Genomic DNA, 17,831 nt, shown 5'->3' with positions numbered 1-17,831 from the left:
CGGCATCTCACGCTAACAATTCACGCCATGAACATGTCCTTGAACAACATTGCAGTATGGTGGTGGGCTCGCTGAAGCGGCCTCGACCAATCGTGTTCAAAGACGACGAGTGAGCCGCCCGAGATTTCGAGGCGGCTTTTTTGTTATAAAGGCCGCCTGTCATCCGGGCCTGATAACGGAGTGAGGAACAATGGTAACGATCCTGCGGGATGATGGTGCGGAAATCTACGAGACAAGGGGCGGGATCACCGTTACCCGGCAGCGCCGGCCGACCCCTTATGCGGATGCGGTTTTGTCCTATGTCGACAAGCTCGACGAGCGCCGTGGCGCGGTCTTCTCGTCGAACTACGAATATCCCGGCCGCTATACGCGTTGGGATACCGCCATCGTCGATCCGCCGCTCGGCCTTTCCTGCTTCGGCCGCGACGTCTGGATCGAAGCTTATAACGAGCGCGGCGAAGTCATTCTCGGCTTCATTGCGGAAAAGCTGCAGACGGTTTCGGAGGTGACGCTCGGCGCGTCGACGCCGCGCCGGCTCGACCTGACTGTCAAGACGCCGGACCGGGTCTTTACCGAGGAAGAGCGCTCGAAGATGCCGACCGTCTTTACCGTGCTGCGCGCGGTGACCGAGCTGTTCTATTCGCAGGCCGACGCCAGCATCGGCTTCTACGGCGCTTTCGGCTATGATCTGGCTTTCCAGTTCGATGCCATCAACCTGAAGCTTAAGCGCCCGGACGACCAGCGCGACATGGTGCTCTACCTGCCGGACGAAATCCTGGTTGTCGATAACTACTCCGCCAAGGCCTGGATCGACCGTTACGACTTCGCCAAGGATGGCATTTCGACCGAGGGTAAGTCCGGCGAGATCGCCGCCGAGCCCTTCCGTAATACCGATGCCATCCCGCCGAAGAGCGATCACCGCCCCGGCGAATATGCCGAACTGGTGGTCAAGGCGAAGGAGAGCTTCCGCAAGGGCGATCTCTTCGAAGTGGTCCCCGGCCAGAAATTCATGGAGCGCTGCGAGAGCAAGCCTTCGGATATTTCCAAGCGACTGAAGGCAATCAATCCGTCGCCCTATTCCTTCTTCATCAATCTCGGCCATCAGGAATATCTTGTGGGAGCATCGCCTGAGATGTTCGTGCGCGTTTCCGGCCGCCGCATCGAGACCTGCCCGATCTCGGGCACGATCAAGCGCGGCGACGATCCGATCGCAGATAGCGAGCAGATCCTGAAGCTTTTGAATTCCAAGAAGGACGAGTCCGAGCTGACCATGTGCTCCGACGTCGACCGCAACGACAAGAGCCGCGTCTGCGAGCCGGGCTCGGTCAAGGTCATCGGCCGTCGGCAGATCGAAATGTATTCGCGCCTGATCCACACGGTCGACCATATCGAGGGTCGCCTGCGCGACGACATGGACGCCTTTGACGGTTTCTTGAGCCACGCCTGGGCCGTCACCGTCACCGGTGCGCCGAAGCTCTGGGCCATGCGCTTCATCGAGAGCCATGAAAAGAGCCCGCGCGCATGGTATGGTGGTGCGATCGGCATGGTCGGCTTCAATGGCGATATGAATACTGGCCTGACGCTGCGCACCGTGCGCATCAAGGACGGCATCGCCGAAGTGCGGGCCGGTGCGACGCTGCTCAACGACTCGATCCCCGAGGAAGAAGAAGCCGAAACCGAATTGAAGGCCTCCGCCATGCTGTCTGCGATCCGTGATGCCAAGGCTGCGAATTCCGGCAAGCAGCAGCGCGACGTTGCCTCCGTCGGCAAGGGCGTGAAGATCCTGCTGATCGACCACGAGGACAGCTTCGTCCATACGCTGGCAAACTATTTCCGCCAGACGGGCGCCACGGTTTCGACCGTGCGTACGCCGGTGCCGGAAGAGGTTTTCGACCGGCTGGACCCCGATCTGGTGGTACTCTCACCGGGACCCGGCAATCCGAAAGACTTCGACTGCAAGGCGACGATCAAGAAGGCGAGGGCGCGCAACCTGCCGATCTTCGGCGTCTGCCTGGGGCTACAGGCGCTGGCGGAAGCCTATGGCGGCGAGCTGCGCCATCTCGCACTGCCGATGCACGGCAAGCCGTCGCGCATCCGCGTGCTCGAACCGGGCCTGGTCTTCTCCGGCCTCGGCCGCGAAGTGACGGTCGGCCGCTACCATTCGATCTTCGCCGATCCCTCGACCCTGCCGCGTGACTTCATGATCACGGCCGAAAGCGAAGATGGCACGATCATGGGCATCGAGCATGTGAAGGAACCGATCGCGGCGGTGCAGTTCCATCCGGAATCGATCATGACGCTCGGCGGCGATGCCGGTATGCGGATGATCGAGAATGTGGTGGCGCATTTGGCGCGCCGCGCGAAGACGAAGGCCGCCTGACGCGAAGCCCCGGCGGCTGCAGATTTGAACAACCCCCATGCACTCGGAAAAAGTGCATGGGGGTGTTTTTTGCCTTGAAAGAGCCAACAAACACCTGAAGACATTCCGTATCGGGTAGGGGCTTCCGGTTGCTGATTGCGAAAATATTCAAACGCGTTCTACTCGCCGTGCTGGCGCTTGTCGCGATTGCTGCGCTCGGCATCGTCGTGCCGCGTCCGTTTTGGCGTGACCAGCCTTCGCCGGCCGAACGCTCCCATCGCATCCTCATGCTTAGCAATCCCATCCATACGGATATCGCCATCCCCGTCGACGACGATCTCATAACCCGATTTGGTTTTCTGCGAGCGGCCGGGCTCGATCTCGACAATCCGAACCTGCGCTACCTCGTTTTCGGCTGGGGCGGCCGAAGCTTCTATGTCGAGACGCGGACCTGGGCGGACTTGAAGGTGGAACCGGTGCTGAAGAGCATCACCTTGGATCGTTCCGTCATCCATGCAGAGCTGGCGGGCGAAATTCCCGAAAATGCGCCCGAGGTGACCGTACTCAACATCGATGCCGACGGGCTTGAGCGGCTGAAGCAATTCATTCTCGGCAGTCTCGTCTCAGCGGATAGCGGGCCGGTGTCCCTGCTGGGCAGCAATTACGGCGCGAACGATGCGTTCTTCGAGGCGAGGGGATATTTCAATGCCTTCATGGGATGCAATACGTGGACGGCTGCCGGATTGCGGCAGGCGGGGCTAAAGTCGGGACTATGGACTGTACTGCCGTGGATGCTGCGGCTATCGCTCACCCTGCATAATGAGCGCGATCGTTTTGCATCCGCTCCGATGAACTAGCGTTACCCAAGCTGCTCAGAGAGCATCCTCGCCATCCTGCCAGCTTTCCTCGAAGATAAGCTTGTCGAGCGGCAGGCGGTCGCGCCAGCCCTTCACGGCAAGTTCCGGCATGTCGTAGAGTTCGTCGACATAGCCGACGCACAGCCAGGCGACGATTTTGACGTGCTCGGGTATGCCCAGGATCGTCTTGATGGCCTCTTCGTGGAAGATGCTGACCCAGCCGACGCCGACACCTTCGGCGCGCGCGGCGAGCCAGAGATTCTGGACGGCACAGACGGTCGAATAGACATCCGTTGCCGGATTATGCGTGCGGCCGAGCACCACAGGGCCGCCGCGCTTGGTATCGCAGGTGATGCAGATGCTGAGCGGCGCCTTGCGGATGCCCTCAAGCTTCAGCCGCTGATATTGCGCGCGCCGATCGCCCTCAAACATTCCGCAGGCTTCCTCGTTTGCCTGATGAAACGCTTGCCAGACGCGTTCGCGCGTTTCCTGCTGACGGATCAGGATGAAATTCCACGGCTGCATGAAGCCGACCGAGGGGGCGGAATGGGCGGCCTGCAGCAGGCGCCTGACGAGGTCCTCCGGCAGCGGGTCGGACCTGAACTGGTCGCGCACGTCGCGGCGGGTCTCGATGGCGCGATAGACGGCGTCGCGCTCTCCCTCGGAGAACGCACCGGCCGCGACCAGATGATCCGATACGCCCGCCGGAGCATCGGCGATGGAGGGCGCAAGATTGGCGCCGGTGGGGTCGTCAAGAGCAGACATGTTCAACCATGGTTTCGTGAGGGAGCGGTGGTTTATCGGTCGATGCCGCCCACCTTCGCATATCGGGCTGAAGCGCAGCTTAGTGCGCGATCGCAAGCGAAACTACCAGCACGATTCTTCACAGGCGAGCATATAATCGGCTTCCAATTGCCGCGCAGCGTCGTTTCAAGCGGATTTTTCCTCATGCTCCGCCCTTCGTTTGAACCGCCTGCTGGGGAAGAATTGTGCTGAGAGATGTGGCGCTTCCTTTGACAAATGAGGCGTTGTGCATCATATAGGCCGTCAATGAACCGCCTGCGCGAAACTCGCGCGGGCGGTTTTGCATTTCAATGGCGCGTTTTTTGCAATTCATTCGCATATGCATGGCGCGCAGACATCGGAGAAGGGTATGAGCGGGCAAGGGAACGATATGATCAGGCGGCTCGCCCTGTGGGGCATTCCGCTGTCGCTCGGTGTCATGGGGCTGAAGATGCTGGCCTGGTGGCTAACGGGTTCCGTGGCGCTTTTGTCCGACGGCCTGGAGTCCCTCGTCAATGTCGTCGCCGCCTTGATTGCCTTCTTCGTCATCCGCTACGCGCAGAAGCCCGCCGACCACGATCATCCCTTCGGCCACCACAAGGCGGAATATCTTTCCGCCGTCACCGAGGGGGCGATGATCATCGTTGCGGCGCTGATGATCGTGCAGGAAGCGGTGGGGCATTTGGGCAATCCGCAGCCGATGCAGGCGCCGGCGCTCGGCCTTGCGATCAACGTCGTCGCCGGCGTCATCAACGGTATCTGGGCCTTGACGCTGATCCGCGCGGGCAAAGCGCATCGCTCGCCGGCGTTGACGGCGGACGGGCAGCACATCATGTCCGACGTCTATACCTCGATCGGCGTGTTGATCGGCCTGCTGCTGGCGCTCGGCACCGGTCAGCCGATCTTCGACCCCGTGCTTGCCATATTTGTCGCCATCAACATTCTCTATCAGGGCTGGAGGGTCATCTCCAGTTCCATCGACGGGCTGATGGACAAGGCCGTGTTGCCGGAGGAGGAGAGCGCGATCAAGGATGCGATCGCCAAGAATGCCGAGGGGTCGCTTGGCGTGCACGATCTGAAGACTCGCCGGGCGGGATCCGTCACTTTTGTCGATTTTCATATGGTGGTGCCCGCCGCCATGCCGGTGCGTGACGCGCATCGCATCTGCGACCGCCTTGAAGACGCCATACGGGTGATCCATGCGGGCGCCGAAATAACCATTCATGTGGAGCCGGAGGGCGAGAAAGCCCACGGCATTCGTGTCAAAGTGATCAAGGAGGCCTGATATGCCCAACACCGATGTTTCCGGCCTGTCGATGCTCGGCAGCCAGACGGAGACGGCAGCGAACCCAGAAGCGGCCGTTCTCGAAAAAGTGCCGTCCGGCCATGTCGGCACTGACTACGTGGTGCGCTTCACCGCACCGGAATTCACCTCGCTCTGCCCCATGACGGGCCAGCCGGATTTCGCCCATATCGTCATCGACTATGTGCCGAACGAGTGGTTGGTGGAATCGAAGTCGCTGAAGCTCTTCCTGCATTCCTTCCGCAATCACGGCGCATTCCACGAGGATTGCTCGATCTACATCGCCAAGCGGCTGGTGGAACTGCTGGAGCCCAAGTGGCTGCGCATCGGCGCCTACTGGTATCCGCGTGGCGGCATCCCGATCGATGTCTTCTGGCAGACCGGTAGGCCGCCGGAAGGCGTGTGGCTGCCGGATCAGGGTGTGCAGCCCTATCGCGGCCGAGGCTGAACAAAAAAGCCGCCATCCGGAGATGGTGGCTTTTTCCTGGAGCTTATGTCGGCCTGATTTCAGGCAAACGAGCTGTCGTCGTCGCTGTTGTCGAACGAATCGTCATTGGCGTCGTCCTGAGCGTCCTGAGCGGCGTCCTGGGCGTAATCGGCCGCGCTCTGATCATTCTGATCGCTATTATCGTCATTGCCGAAATAGTTGTTGTTGATGACCGTTTCCTGCACCGGTTGTTCGGCTGCGTTGGCCGCAGTTCCGCCGAAGAGGCCGCCGAGACCCGCGCTTGCCGCCGTGCCGCCCAGATGCGGGCTGAACAGGCTGGAAAGCGATTCCGCCAGCATCACGCCGCCGGCAACGCCGGCTGCCGTGCCCAAAGCTCCGCGCAGGAAGCTGCCGCCGCCCGAGGCGGGCACTGCCTGCTGGCTCCAGGGGCCGGATGGCTGCGGCTGGCCACCCCATGGGCCTGGCTGCGGCTGGGGTTGGGCGTTGCGGGCATAATCATCATAGAGATGACCCTGCTGCTGCGGATATCCGGCCTGAGGGGCTGCCGCGCGCGGCTGCTGGCCACCGCCGAAGAGAGAGCCGAGCCCGCCGAGGAAACCGCCGCTCTGGCCCTGCTGATGACTGTCGGCCCCCTGCTGCTCCAGTTCGTGCACGCGCGCTTCGAGCTGCTGGATGCGGTCGGCGGCAGCCTTCATGCCCTGTTCCTGCATGATGACGGCCTGCGCCAGGAAATACGGCGCGTAAGGCTGGTCGCGAACCGACTGATTGATGAAAGTCTCCGCATCGGCGTCGCGTTGAGCGCTGGATGCGGAGCGCACGCGGTCGAAGAGAGAGGTGAGCAGTTGACGTTCTTCAGGCGACATGATGGCCTCCTTGGCTATCTGTTGCTGCAAATTCGGGGCGCGATCCTCACCGCGCTGACCTGACGTAGGATCCAATGTCGGCTTTTCAAAGCCTTTCAAGTTACATTTCGGTAATCCGCAACCATAACACCATGTTCCCTGGTGCTATTCCCGCCTTGTCTTTTTCCGGCATTGTTTTACGGATTGAGTCGCACTATGTGCGGTGAACGACGCATCTGCTGGAGAGTTGAATGAACGACGAAGACGAACAGGAAGACAAGAAGACGGAGCTGCCCTTGGGCAAGGACGCGGAGGCGAATCTTTTCAAGTCGCGTTCGATCTTCATTTATGGCGGCATCACGCAGGAACTGGCGCAGAAGACCTGCGCGCAGCTCGTAGCGCTCGCCGCCGCCAGCGACGAAGACATCCGCATCTATGTGAATTCGCCCGGCGGCCACGTCGAGTCAGGCGATTCCATTCACGACATGATCAAGTTCATCAAGCCGAAGGTCTGGATGATCGGCACGGGTTGGGTCGCTTCCGCCGGTGCGCTGATCTATGTCTCGGTTCCCAAGGAGCGCCGTATTTGCCTGCCGAACACGCGCTTCCTGCTGCACCAACCGTCCGGCGGCACGCGCGGCATGGCCTCCGACATCGAGATTCAGGCGCGCGAGATCATCAAGATGAACGAGCGCCTGAATAGGATCTTCTCGGAAGCCACCGGTCAGCCGGTCGAAAAGATCGCCAAGGATACGGACCGCGACTACTGGCTGTCCGCCGAGGAAGCCAAGACCTATGGTCTGGTCTCGCGCATCGTGACGTCGCAGGCGGACATTTGATCTAGCGGGTTTGCTTATCGCGAGCCCTCGTTTGCCGGCAGGCAGGCGAGGGCTTTTTGTGCGGTGACAGCTGTTTACCACGGCTGCTCTTGCCCAAAGCAGACGCTGATCATACCCCGTTCGAAACGTTCCGTATTGAGGCTCGAGATACGGACGGACCAACGCACCAGAAGAGCGAATGACGGGTTGAGCTGGCGTCCAGCAACGGCTATCTGGTGCCAACCTCAAGACGATCCTCCGCAAACAACAAGGCACATCCCGGCATGATCCCAGATTTCCTCGTCACCCATTCCGGTGGCTTCCATGCCGACGAGCTGCTGTCCAGCGTCATTCTGACCCGGCTCTTCCCGCAGGCTCGCCTCATCCGCAGCAGGGCGCAGGAATGGATCACACCCGGCGCGGACCGCATCATCTACGATGTGGGCGGAAAATATGATGCCGCGGAGCGGATCTACGATCACCATCAGCGCGGTGCGTCGCTGCGGGACGATGGCCAACCCTACAGTTCGTTCGGATTGATCTGGAAGCACTATGGCCATGATTATCTCGCCGCCTTCGGTCTTCCTGAAGCAAATATCGATGCCGTACATGCCTCGTTCGATGCCAGCTTTGTGCTGCCGGTCGATCTGGTGGATAATGGCGCGCTTAGCCCCTCCGTTGCCGGGCCGTTGGCCGGGCTCACGCTGCCGGCGCTGCTGGAAACCTTAAAACCGGTTTTCGACGAGACCGATCCCGAGGCCGACGATCGCGGCTTCCACACCGCACTGGCCATCGCTCGTAGTTTCGTCGAGGCAAGGATAGGTCAAAGTGCTGCAAAATTGCGGGCCGAGGCGCTTGTACATCAGGCAATCGTGGATACGGGCGGGGGGCGAGTTCTGGAACTCCCGATGGGAATGCCGTTCCGTTCGGCCATCGTGAAGGCGGGCGCCGATCGCTTGCTGTTTGTCGTTCACCCGCGCGAAAAGGACTGGTGCCTGACCGGTATCCGCCGCGCCGAGGAAGGGTTTGAGCTGCGGGCCGATCTGCCTGCGGCTTGGGCTGGCCTCACCAATGGTGATCTGGAGGCGGCCTGCGGCGTGGAGGGCGCGAGCTTTTGCCACAATGGCCGTTTCATCGCCGCCGCCAGGACCCGCGAGGCCGCTCTCGCCATGGCCGAGCTGGCAGTAAGAGAGGCGCTTTCCACCGAGCAGGCATCAGCAGCCGAAGCCGGCCTTGTTCCAGGCTGAACTATTCCTGTCGTCTGTGACGACCGGAAACGTCGCAGTCCGTGGGGCGATGTCGGCCACCGATGGGTCAAGATTGGCGGTTCGTCCATTGTCGGTGTATTTATGGTTCTGAGAAAGCGGGGGTAATCACCCCGATGTGCTGCAAGACCGCACCGCGCCCGAAGGGAGTTCGAGATTGGCCGTTGCCTTCACCAAGGAAGAGAGTTTCGAAACCGCTTCGGAAACCCTGATACCTGATCGCCCAATTTCGCCGCACCCGAATCTTGTGACGGAAGCGGGGTTGAAGGCTCTGGAATTACAGCTCCAGCAAGCGCGCGAAGCTTACGATGCCGTGAGCACAATCGAAGACGTGAACGAACGTCGCCGGCAGGCAGCAAGCCCCTTGCGTGATTTGCGCTACTTTGCGGCAAGAGTTCGCACGGCGCAGCTTGTCCCTGAATCGACTTCAATTGACACCGTCGCCTTCGGGAGCACGGTGACCTTCAGCCGTGACGATGGGCGCGTGCAGACCTATCGCATCGTCGGAGAAGATGAAGCGGACCCCAAGGCCGGTTCGATTTCCTTCGTATCCCCGGTGGCAAAGCTTCTGATCGGCAAGGCTGTCGGGGATGTCGTCAGCATGAGCGATCAAGAGCTCGAGATCACTGCCATCTCGTAGAGCGCCCAACTGGCCGCTACCGCCGTCGCGTCAACGCTGCCTCCGACGATGGCGTTGACCGCGCCGCCGATCATGATGAGCTCGAAGTCGCCACGGTTCATGACGGCAGACGCTATGTCGATGGAATTCGTTGATATCGTCAATTCGCTGTTCTTCGGCAGCAGGTCCATGATTGCAAGGTTCGTGCTGCCGCCGTCGAGAAACACGAATTCGCCCGGTTCGATCATGCTGGCGGCTGCTCGCGCCAGTGCCCGTTTTCGATCAGATGCCTGCCCGATCCGCGTGGAGATGGGCTGCGAGGGCGTGAGAAGGGGGAGCGCGCCGCCATAGACGCGTCGGCATTTGCCCTCGGCGGCAAGTGCCCGCAGATCCCGGCGCACGGCATCCTCGGAAACATTGAACTCGACCGCAAGCGATGCGGCGACGATCTGCCGTGACCATATGTTGAGGGCCGGCAAGTTGCATTGCCTGCTTTGACGCCGTTCGCCGATTGGCCGATCTTGCTGTCATCGTTGCCACTTTGCCCAGGAACTGCACTTGCACACCCGCTGCTTGTGATGCTCCATGTGGGCTCAATCGTCTTTTCCGCCTGAGTCTTCGCCGCCATGCTCAAAGATTTGTCCATCCAAAGCCTGTTCATGGGGTGCCTCACGGCCTTCGTCGGCTTTGCCAGCTCCTTTGCCGTCGTTTTCCACGGTCTGCAGGTCGTCGGCGCGACGGATGCGCAGGCGGCGTCCGGCTTGATGGCTCTTTCGGTTGCGATGGGCCTTTGCGCCATCGTGTTGAGTGCCGTTACCAGACTGCCCATCAGCATTGCCTGGTCGACGCCCGGCGCGGCGCTGCTTGCGAGCGCCGGTGCGATCGAGGGCGGCTTTCCGGCGGCGGTCGGGTCTTTCTTCATCTGCGGTGTCCTGATCGTTATTGCCGGGCTGTTCCGGCCGTTCGGCCGTGCTGTGGCCGCGATCCCCGCGCCACTGGCCAACGCCATGCTTTCGGGCGTGCTGCTTGGCCTGTGTTTTGCGCCGGTGAAGGCGATTGCCTTCAATCCCGCATTCGGCCTGCCGATCATCCTTGCCTGGATCATTGTCGGCTCCTTCAAGCGGTTGTGGGCAGTGCCAGCGGCACTTGCCGCCTTCGCCCTGGTGCTGGCCTTCGGCGTGAAAATACCGGATGGCGCATTCGCTTCGCTCGAGCATTCGCTGCTGCCGAGCGTCGAGCTGGTGAAGCCGGTCTTCACCATCGCCGGCATCGTCTCCATCGCGCTGCCGCTGTTCATCGTCACTATGGCATCACAGAACATCCCCGGCATCGCGGTGCTGAAGGTCCACCACTACGATCCCAAGCCAGGCCCGCTATTTGCGATCACCGGTGTGTTTTCGCTGCTGGCCGTGCCCTTCGGCGGCCATGCGGTCAATCTTGCCGCGATCACGGCTGCGATGTGCGCTGGGCAGGACGCGCATGCCGATCCCAAGCGGCGCTACTGGGCTGCGATCATCGCCGGCCTGGGCTATATTATCCTGGGATTGCTCGCCAGCGCCGTCACCGCTTTCGTGGCGCTGGCGCCGCCGATCCTGATCGAGGCGGTCGCCGGCTTGGCGCTGGTCGGCGCGCTGTCGAACTCGGCTCTCAATGCCTTCCAGCCGCCGGAATCGCGTGAGGCTGCGGCCATTACCTTTCTCGTGACGGCATCTGGCGTTTCCTTCGGCGGCATTTCCGGCGCCTTTTGGGGCTTGATCGCCGGCGGATTGATGATGGCGCTGTCGCGCGGCATGCAACTGCTGAAGACGTGAGCAGGGGGTTGCTTCTTTTTTATCGGGCGGCTATAAGCGCGGCCATGAAGTTGACTGGCGCAAAGATTTCCGAACAGATTGCACGTGGGCGCTTCGCCCTGCGTGACAATACGCGCGCCCTTACCTCGCTTCTCCTCCTCGGCCTTACGCGCGGTTGCCGGGTCCTTTGAGGAGCGCCCGGCGGCCGAAAAGCCCGCTGGCCATCGCTCCTCGCGCCTTACCCTAAAATCGACAGCACACCCGCAAGGGGCCCGCATTTATCATCGCCAAGCTGCATCTGATCGGCTAAGACGCGGGATAAATGACGGGAAAGGAAGAGACGAGACCATGGACGCGAACAGCCATTCCCCCAAAGGCATGCCCGACGCAACGGTGAAATACCGCGCCTATCCCCAGATCAATATTCCCGACCGGACTTGGCCGTCCAAGGTCATCACCAAGGCGCCAATCTGGTGTTCCGTCGACCTGCGCGACGGCAACCAGGCGCTCGTCGATCCGATGGGCCACGACCGCAAGGCGCGCATGTTCCAGCTGCTGCTGGACATGGGCTTCAAGGAAATCGAGATCGGTTTCCCCTCGGCTTCCCAGACCGACTTTGACTTTGCCCGCTGGTGCATCGAGCAGGGCAACGTGCCTGACGATGTGTCGCTGCAGGTTCTGGTGCAGTGCCGCCCGGAATTGATCACCCGCACTTTCGAGGCTCTCGAAGGCGCCAACAAGCCGATCGTCCACTTCTACAATTCCACCAGCGAATTGCAGCGCCGCGTGGTGTTTTCCAAGGACGTGCAGGGCATCAAGCAGATCGCCGTCGATGCGGCGAAGATGATCGGCGACATGGCGGCCAAGGCCGGCGGCGGCTATCGCTTCGAATATTCGCCGGAAAGCTTCACTGGCACCGAGCTGGACGTGGCTCTGGAGATCTGCAACGCGGTCATCGGCGTGATGAAGCCGACGCCGGATAACAAGCTGATCATCAACCTGCCGTCGACCGTGGAAATGGCGACGCCGAATATCTATGCCGACCAGATCGAATGGATGTGCCGCAATCTCGATAACAGAGAAAACCTGATCATCTCGCTGCACCCGCACAACGACCGCGGCACGGGCATTGCTGCCGCCGAACTGGCCTTGATGGCTGGCGCCGACCGCGTCGAAGGCACGTTGTTCGGCAATGGCGAGCGCACCGGCAATGTCGATGTCGTCACCATGGCGCTGAACATGTTCACGCAAGGGGTCGATCCGGAGCTGGATTGCTCCAACATCGAGCGCATGAAGGAAGTCTTCGAATATTCCAACCAGATGGCGATCGGCGAGCGCCACCCTTACGTCGGCGAACTGGTCTACACAGCCTTTTCCGGCTCGCACCAGGATGCGATCAACAAGGGCATGAAAGCGGCCAAGGTCGCCAACCATCCGGTCTGGGAAGTGCCCTACCTGCCGATCGACCCGCAGGATGTCGGCCGCACCTATGAGGCGATCATCCGCATCAACTCGCAATCCGGCAAGGGCGGCATCGCCTATATCATGCAGCAGGATTACGGGCTGAACCTGCCGCGCAATCTCCAGGTGGAGTATCGCGAGGAGATCCAGCGCATCACCGACGAGGAAGGCAAGGAATTGCCCTCCAAGCGCATCTACGAGCATTTCATCGAGCGTTACGTGACGCAGCCGAGTGCCCGGCTTCGCTTCGTCGACCATCACACCTTCGCCGATCCCGAGCGCAAGGGTCAGCGCATCGTCGCCGCCGAGATTACCGACAATGGCGAGGTGAAGCGTATCGAAGGCCATGGCAACGGCCCGATCGACGGCTTCATCAACGCGCTCTCGATCTATCTCGGCGTTCCGATGTCCGTCGAAGATTATTCAGAGCATTCGCTGCAGCATGGCTCCAACGCCTCGGCGATCTCCTACGTCGAGATTTCCTATCCGGGCGGCAAGCTCTTCGGTGCCGGCATCAACACCAACATCGTGGCTGCCTCCCTCGAAGCGATCGTTTCGGCGGCAAACTGCGTGCTCGATATCCAGGCGGCGAAAGCCTGAAGCCATCCGCCGCCTGCTGTTAAAATCCCCTCGGTCATGCCGAGGGGATTTTTTGTTGCGTATCAACTCGCTGCCGGATCATCGGCTTCGATGAAGCCGCCGGACTGGTGTGCCCAGAGCGCGGCGTAGATGCCGTTGCGAGCGAGCAGCTCCGCGTGGGTTCCGTCCTCGACGATATGGCCGTCGTCGAGGACGACAATGCGGTCCATGCGCGCGATGGTCGACAGCCGATGGGCGATGGCGATGACCGTCTTGCCCTCCATGACGCGGTAGAGTGTGTCCTGAATGGCGGCTTCCACTTCCGAATCCAGCGCCGACGTTGCCTCGTCCAGGACCAGGATCGGCGCATCCTTCAGAATGGCGCGGGCGATCGCTATGCGTTGCTTTTGACCGCCTGAAAGCTGAACGCCACGCTCGCCGGCATGGGCGTCATAGCCGGTGCGCCCCTCGTGATCCCGCAGGCTGGCAATGAAACTGTCGGCGGCGGCATTTTCGGCGGCCGTGACAATCATGGCCTCCGAAACACCGGTATCGCCATGGGCGATGTTGTCGCGAATGGAGCGGTGGAGGAGGGCTGCCTCCTGGCTTACCATGGCGATCTGCCGGCGCAGGCTTTCCTGCGTCACGTGGCGGATATCCTGCCCGTCTATTTCGATGGAGCCTCCCTCCGGATCGAAGAAACGCAGCAGCAGGTTGACGAGGGTCGATTTGCCCGTGCCCGAGCGGCCGACAAGACCGATTTTCTGACCCGCCGCAATCCGCAGGAAAACGCCGTCCAGACCGCCATCACCCTTGCCGTAGTGATGTGTGACCCGTTTGAAGGCGATCTCGCCGCGATCGATAGCAAGCAGGCGTGCGTCGGGCGCATCCTCGATGGAGAGAGGCTGCGCCACGGTCAGCAGCGATTGCCGCATTGCGCCAAGATGGGCAAACAGCGAGGAAACGGCATCCAGCATCCATTCCGCCATGCCGGTGATGCGGAAGCTCAGGGCAAGGGCGGCTGCGATCAGGCCGAGCGGCGCGCCGCCGGACTGCCACAGGATCACGGCATAGCCGACCAACGCGACGATCAGGAAGCTGCCGAGGAACAGCATGCTCGAATTGACCGTGACCTCGAGTTTCTGAACGCGAACGAAGGTCTTTCGGGCGGCGGCAAAGCGTTGCCGGGCGTCGCGATCCTCCGTTTGCGCGTCGGCAAAGAGCTTTATGAGGTCGATATTGGCATAGGTGTCGACCATCATGCCCGCAAGGGCGGCATTGGCCCCTTGGAAGTCCTCGGATGCATGGCGCAGCCGCGGAATGACGAAGGCCATCAGGCCAAGATAGCAGCAGAGCCAGATGATCAGAGGCCAGATCAGGCGCGGATCGATCGAGGCCATCAGCCAGAGTGAGCCGGCGACATAGATCGTGACGAAGGACAAGGTATGCAGCACGGCATAGGCAGCACCCGTCGCCGACGTACCGATGTCGCGCACCTGGTTGGCGATGCGCCCGGAGAAATCCTGACGGAACCAGCCAACGGATTGCCTGAGCACATGACGATGGGCGCGCCAGCGGAACAGCGTCTCGGCATTCGGCCGGAATGCGATGTCGTCAAGGCTCTCCCTGAGATAGCCCGCAAGCGGCCGGCCGATCAGTACCAGCGCGGCGGCGGCCAGCAGCCCGATGCCTTGCGATGCCCAAAGTTCGTCCCGCCTGGCTGTCGCAAGACTGTCCACGATCTGGCTGGTATAACCGATGAGCCAGATCTCGATGGCAGCGCCTATGACGGTCAAGGCCAGGCTCATGGCCATGACGGCTCGGAACGGGCGAAGGTTGGTGATGAGATACCGCCACGTCTGCGACGATGGCTTCAGCTCGACATAATCCTGGAACGGATCGACAAGCTCTTCAAAGCGACGAAACATGAGTGCCCTCCAAGGGCGGGAAATAGCAAGCTGATGGGTGGGCCGAACAGGCAGCCCTTCACGGCACTGCTTTTCAGCGGTGGTTTCCTGTGCCGTGGGTTTTCATCAAAGTGCTCTCCTCATGGGTCGCTGCTGCCTCTATAGCGTGTATCGGCGCTGATGTCAGCAGAAATTGCGCTGCTGCGGAGCAATGCGCCGGCAGCACAGAACGGACTATGATTTCAGAGGTATCAAAGCCGATGCCGAGTAACGACACCGAAGCCTGTGGTGTGCTCAGGATTTTTGCTGGGCAAGGAAGTCGCGCTGTTTCGTCAACCGCTCGAGCTCTTCTTCCTGTTCCGCGATGCGATCCGACGTCCGTTCTTCGTCCGCCGCGCCGGAAAAGGCGGTGGCTTGCTCGATCAGCTCGCGAAGATTTTCCCTTATTGCCGCAATTCGACTGTCGATTTCCGGGATGGTCAGCAGAATGTCGGACATGGTGAAACTCCAGCGAGAACATAATCCAATGCGGATTGACGCCGGACATTATCCATCGGCTGGCTGGCAGCTGCAAGCTGCAAAGCGAGAGGATGCTTTATTAGATTTCCGAGGATACCCTGTTGGCAATCTGGTCGAGCATCGCATCCGACGAGGGGCCGACGACTGCATAGGTCGCGCCATTGCGATGCCAGGATACGATGCTGACATCGTCCTTGATGGTCTCGTCGAAATTGTCGTCATCCGAAACACCGTCGGTCTTGGTGAAACAGATGGCGACCACGTCGCCGTCCAGGTTCTTGTAGATCAGCTGGCCGACAGGCTTGCCGCCGGCAATGAACATGCGCGCGCCCTGGAACACGAGGCCGTCGGCGGCAAGATCCGGAAAATTGAACTTGACGCCCACCGTGTTCGACAACCACCTGACGATCTCGTCCAGCTCGCTCGCTTGCAGTTCGACCATATGGTGCGGCTGGCGCGAATAGATGCGATGGTAGGCGGCAACGTCATCCAGCCAGTTGCGCGTCGATGTCTGCGCCGGAGTGGGTGGCGCGGCTGCCGGTACGCCCGATGGCTGTATGCCGAAGAAATAGCCGATGCCGCCGCCGAGCGCGAACAGGATGAGGGCGGCCGCAAGCGACTGCCTGCCGGTCGGGGCAAGTTTCAGGGATGGTCGGGCAAGACGGGGGGAGGGGTCGCGTGTCTTCGGAGGCTGCGCACTCTTGATGGACCGCACCAGCGCCAGCGGCACCGGTTCCTTCAATACTTCGTCGAACGCCTTGCGGCCGACATCGGAGCCATGCTTCAGTTCATCGAAAATCCGCCGCGCGTCCGGATCGGAAGCAATGAGCTTTTCCAGCTCATCCTTCTCTTCGCGGCTCATCTCGCCATCCATAAAGGCGGACAAACGAACTTCGAGCGGCATTTTCTTCATGTCCTGCAATGCTTAAAACCTTCGAGACGAGCGGCTGTGGCCTTGGGAGGCAAGATAGAGACGGGCGCTGGAGAGCCGCGATGTCACTGCCGACAGGGGAATGCCGAGAATATCAGCCGCCTGCTTGTAGTTATGACCTTCGACTTCGACCAGCAGGAAGACACTGGCAAGTCCTTCGGGCAAAGATGTGACCAAGCGATGCGCTTCTCCGGCTTCCACAGGGTTGAAATGGACGCCGGATGTCGCCGGTTCGCCCTGCTCCAGGGCGTTGCCCTTGGCGGCGGGGCGCAACTTGTGGCGCCGTGCTTCGTCAACCCATTGATGCCGGGCCATCGTATAGAGCCAGCTTTCCAGCTTGCCGCCGCTGTTCCAAAGATGGAACTTGGCGATGCCGCGCTGACAGACGCTCTGGACGAGTTCGTCCGCATCGGTCAAATCGCCGGTGAGCGTCACCGCGAAGCGGCGGAGCTTCGGGAGAAGGCCGACCAGATCGCGTCTGATATCGATGGCTACTACCGGCGTGGGCATGGTCGTTCCAGAGAGGTGTTGGAGGTTGTCACACTAGCGATACCTTTCCGCAAATGACGGCCTTTCCCTTGTGAAAGGTCATGCGAGCGGAATGATCGTCCTGTGTTGGTATGAACCATTTCTATGCCGTTTCGCAAGTCTTCAAAAATTGCTCGCGCACTTGCCTGCCGTCGTTCGAGTGCCGCGCCGTCAAGGCCTCGCGCCTTATTTTATTGCACTAATAGGTGACGTGGCCCTTCAGCGATTGCTGCAGCGAGCGATACGCCCAGGTATTTTCACCGCCACGGTCACGGATTTCGACAACCTGTACCCGCGCGCCCTGGACATCGCCCTGCTCTAGGAGGGCTTGTCCCATATAAGAGCGCGCAAGGATATAGTTTTCGTCGCGTTGCAGAGCCTTGCGGTAGTAGCTCATGCCGAGCTCCATGCGACCGGCCTTGCGGTTGGAATAGCCGAGATAATTGAGGATGCGGGGATCGTCCTGATTCTTGGCGAGCTTCAAGACTGTGATGGCGTTGTCATACTGGCCGGCATAGGCGAATTCGCGCGCGGCCTGGAACAGCTGGTCGTCGTTGAAGCCGCTTTGCTTCGGCTTCACGCATTCCTTCTTGTCCTTGTCCCACACCTTGCCGTCGGTGCACTCGGTCGTGGTCTTGCTCTTCGGTGGTGGCGCCGTTTCGTCGTTTTCCGTACCGGCGGCGAAGGCGTGCAGGCTGGCGGTGAGCAAAAATCCGGCAGTAAGCGCGATCATTGCGGAGCTCTTCGTGGCGACCTTAAAACCCATGATATCCTCCGGGAATCCGATGGTTCGATTGTAGCTCCGTATCTTCAAAAACGCTA

Annotated in this window: 17 protein-coding genes; 9 read left to right on the top strand and 8 right to left on the bottom strand. The window is 60.8% G+C overall.

What is annotated here, in order from left to right; translation table 11 throughout:
• Positions 1 to 190 precede the first annotated feature (190 nt).
• Positions 191 to 2,380: an anthranilate synthase gene (locus JTP94_RS32385; protein ID WP_204854450.1), complete on the top strand. Its 2,190-nt coding sequence runs from the start codon at positions 191 to 193 to the stop codon at positions 2,378 to 2,380.
• Between the two features lie 134 nt (positions 2,381 to 2,514).
• Positions 2,515 to 3,216, top strand: a complete 702-nt coding sequence (locus tag JTP94_RS32380; protein ID WP_271025592.1) for a TIGR02117 family protein — start codon at positions 2,515 to 2,517, stop codon at positions 3,214 to 3,216.
• A 15-nt stretch (positions 3,217 to 3,231) separates the two neighbouring features.
• Here JTP94_RS32380 and bluB read toward each other — a convergent pair whose 3' ends face one another.
• Positions 3,232 to 3,981: a 5,6-dimethylbenzimidazole synthase gene (gene bluB, locus JTP94_RS32375; RefSeq protein ID WP_246755438.1), complete on the bottom strand. Its 750-nt coding sequence runs from the start codon at positions 3,979 to 3,981 to the stop codon at positions 3,232 to 3,234.
• Positions 3,982 to 4,369: 388 nt separating this feature from the next.
• Here bluB and JTP94_RS32370 point away from each other — a divergent pair, with 388 nt between their 5' ends.
• Together JTP94_RS32370 and queF are read left to right on the top strand one after the other, a co-directional pair.
• Positions 4,370 to 5,284: a cation diffusion facilitator family transporter gene (locus JTP94_RS32370; RefSeq protein ID WP_204854449.1), complete on the top strand. Its 915-nt coding sequence runs from the start codon at positions 4,370 to 4,372 to the stop codon at positions 5,282 to 5,284.
• Position 5,285: 1 nt separating this feature from the next.
• Positions 5,286 to 5,750, top strand: a complete 465-nt coding sequence (queF, locus tag JTP94_RS32365) for a preQ(1) synthase (RefSeq protein ID WP_204854448.1) — start codon at positions 5,286 to 5,288, stop codon at positions 5,748 to 5,750.
• Between the two features lie 59 nt (positions 5,751 to 5,809).
• Here queF and JTP94_RS32360 read toward each other — a convergent pair whose 3' ends face one another.
• Positions 5,810 to 6,613 (bottom strand): DUF2076 domain-containing protein, encoded by an 804-nt coding sequence (locus tag JTP94_RS32360; RefSeq protein ID WP_204854447.1) that lies wholly within the window; start codon positions 6,611 to 6,613, stop codon positions 5,810 to 5,812.
• A gap of 230 nt (positions 6,614 to 6,843) precedes the next feature.
• Here JTP94_RS32360 and JTP94_RS32355 point away from each other — a divergent pair, with 230 nt between their 5' ends.
• The 3 genes from JTP94_RS32355 to greA all read left to right on the top strand — a co-directional run bounded on the left by JTP94_RS32355 (position 6,844) and on the right by greA (position 9,315).
• Positions 6,844 to 7,431, top strand: coding sequence for an ATP-dependent Clp protease proteolytic subunit (locus JTP94_RS32355; RefSeq protein WP_204854446.1), 588 nt, complete (start codon positions 6,844 to 6,846; stop codon positions 7,429 to 7,431).
• Positions 7,432 to 7,694: 263 nt separating this feature from the next.
• Positions 7,695 to 8,657, top strand: coding sequence for an MYG1 family protein (locus JTP94_RS32350; protein ID WP_204854445.1), 963 nt, complete (start codon positions 7,695 to 7,697; stop codon positions 8,655 to 8,657).
• Between the two features lie 175 nt (positions 8,658 to 8,832).
• A complete protein-coding gene (gene greA, locus JTP94_RS32345; RefSeq protein WP_204854444.1) occupies positions 8,833 to 9,315 on the top strand; it encodes a transcription elongation factor GreA in 483 nt (160 codons plus the stop codon).
• Here the strand turns inward: greA and JTP94_RS32340 are convergent.
• Complete coding sequence (locus tag JTP94_RS32340; RefSeq protein WP_246755437.1) at positions 9,285 to 9,773, bottom strand: DeoR family transcriptional regulator; 489 nt, start codon at positions 9,771 to 9,773, stop codon at positions 9,285 to 9,287. The two genes, greA and JTP94_RS32340, sit on opposite strands and share 31 nt — an antisense overlap.
• Positions 9,774 to 9,920: 147 nt before the next feature.
• On the opposite strand from JTP94_RS32340, the gene JTP94_RS32335 reads away from it, so the two are divergent.
• Both JTP94_RS32335 and leuA read left to right on the top strand, forming a co-directional pair.
• Positions 9,921 to 11,105 carry a benzoate/H(+) symporter BenE family transporter gene (locus tag JTP94_RS32335; RefSeq protein ID WP_204854443.1) on the top strand — a complete coding sequence of 395 codons (1,185 nt, stop codon included), beginning with the start codon at positions 9,921 to 9,923 and terminating at the stop codon, positions 11,103 to 11,105.
• A 327-nt stretch (positions 11,106 to 11,432) separates the two neighbouring features.
• On the top strand, positions 11,433 to 13,145 hold the full coding sequence (leuA, locus tag JTP94_RS32330; protein WP_204854442.1) for a 2-isopropylmalate synthase: 1,713 nt from the start codon (positions 11,433 to 11,435) through the stop codon (positions 13,143 to 13,145).
• Between the two features lie 62 nt (positions 13,146 to 13,207).
• Here the strand turns inward: leuA and JTP94_RS32325 are convergent, their stop codons facing one another.
• The 5 genes from JTP94_RS32325 to JTP94_RS32305 form a co-directional block, all read right to left on the bottom strand.
• A complete protein-coding gene (locus tag JTP94_RS32325; protein ID WP_204854441.1) occupies positions 13,208 to 15,052 on the bottom strand; it encodes an ABC transporter ATP-binding protein in 1,845 nt (614 codons plus the stop codon).
• Positions 15,053 to 15,325: 273 nt separating this feature from the next.
• Positions 15,326 to 15,529, bottom strand: coding sequence for a hypothetical protein (locus JTP94_RS32320; RefSeq protein WP_204854440.1), 204 nt, complete (start codon positions 15,527 to 15,529; stop codon positions 15,326 to 15,328).
• A 100-nt stretch (positions 15,530 to 15,629) separates the two neighbouring features.
• A complete protein-coding gene (locus tag JTP94_RS32315) occupies positions 15,630 to 16,454 on the bottom strand; it encodes an anti-sigma factor (RefSeq protein ID WP_204854439.1) in 825 nt (274 codons plus the stop codon).
• Between the two features lie 21 nt (positions 16,455 to 16,475).
• Positions 16,476 to 16,991, bottom strand: a complete 516-nt coding sequence (locus JTP94_RS32310; RefSeq protein ID WP_204854438.1) for an RNA polymerase sigma factor — start codon at positions 16,989 to 16,991, stop codon at positions 16,476 to 16,478.
• Between the two features lie 217 nt (positions 16,992 to 17,208).
• The gene (locus JTP94_RS32305; RefSeq protein WP_204854437.1) at positions 17,209 to 17,775 is read right to left on the bottom strand and encodes a hypothetical protein; all 567 of its coding nucleotides are present in this window, start codon (positions 17,773 to 17,775) and stop codon (positions 17,209 to 17,211) included.
• Positions 17,776 to 17,831 lie beyond the last annotated feature (56 nt).

It is taken from the genome of Martinezella lusitana, assembly GCF_016901135.1.
GTDB classification, from domain to species: Bacteria; Pseudomonadota; Alphaproteobacteria; order Rhizobiales; family Rhizobiaceae; genus Rhizobium; species Rhizobium lusitanum_D.
Note: the sequence above shows the minus strand (reverse complement) of the source record. Positions and strands in the feature narration are given on the sequence as shown.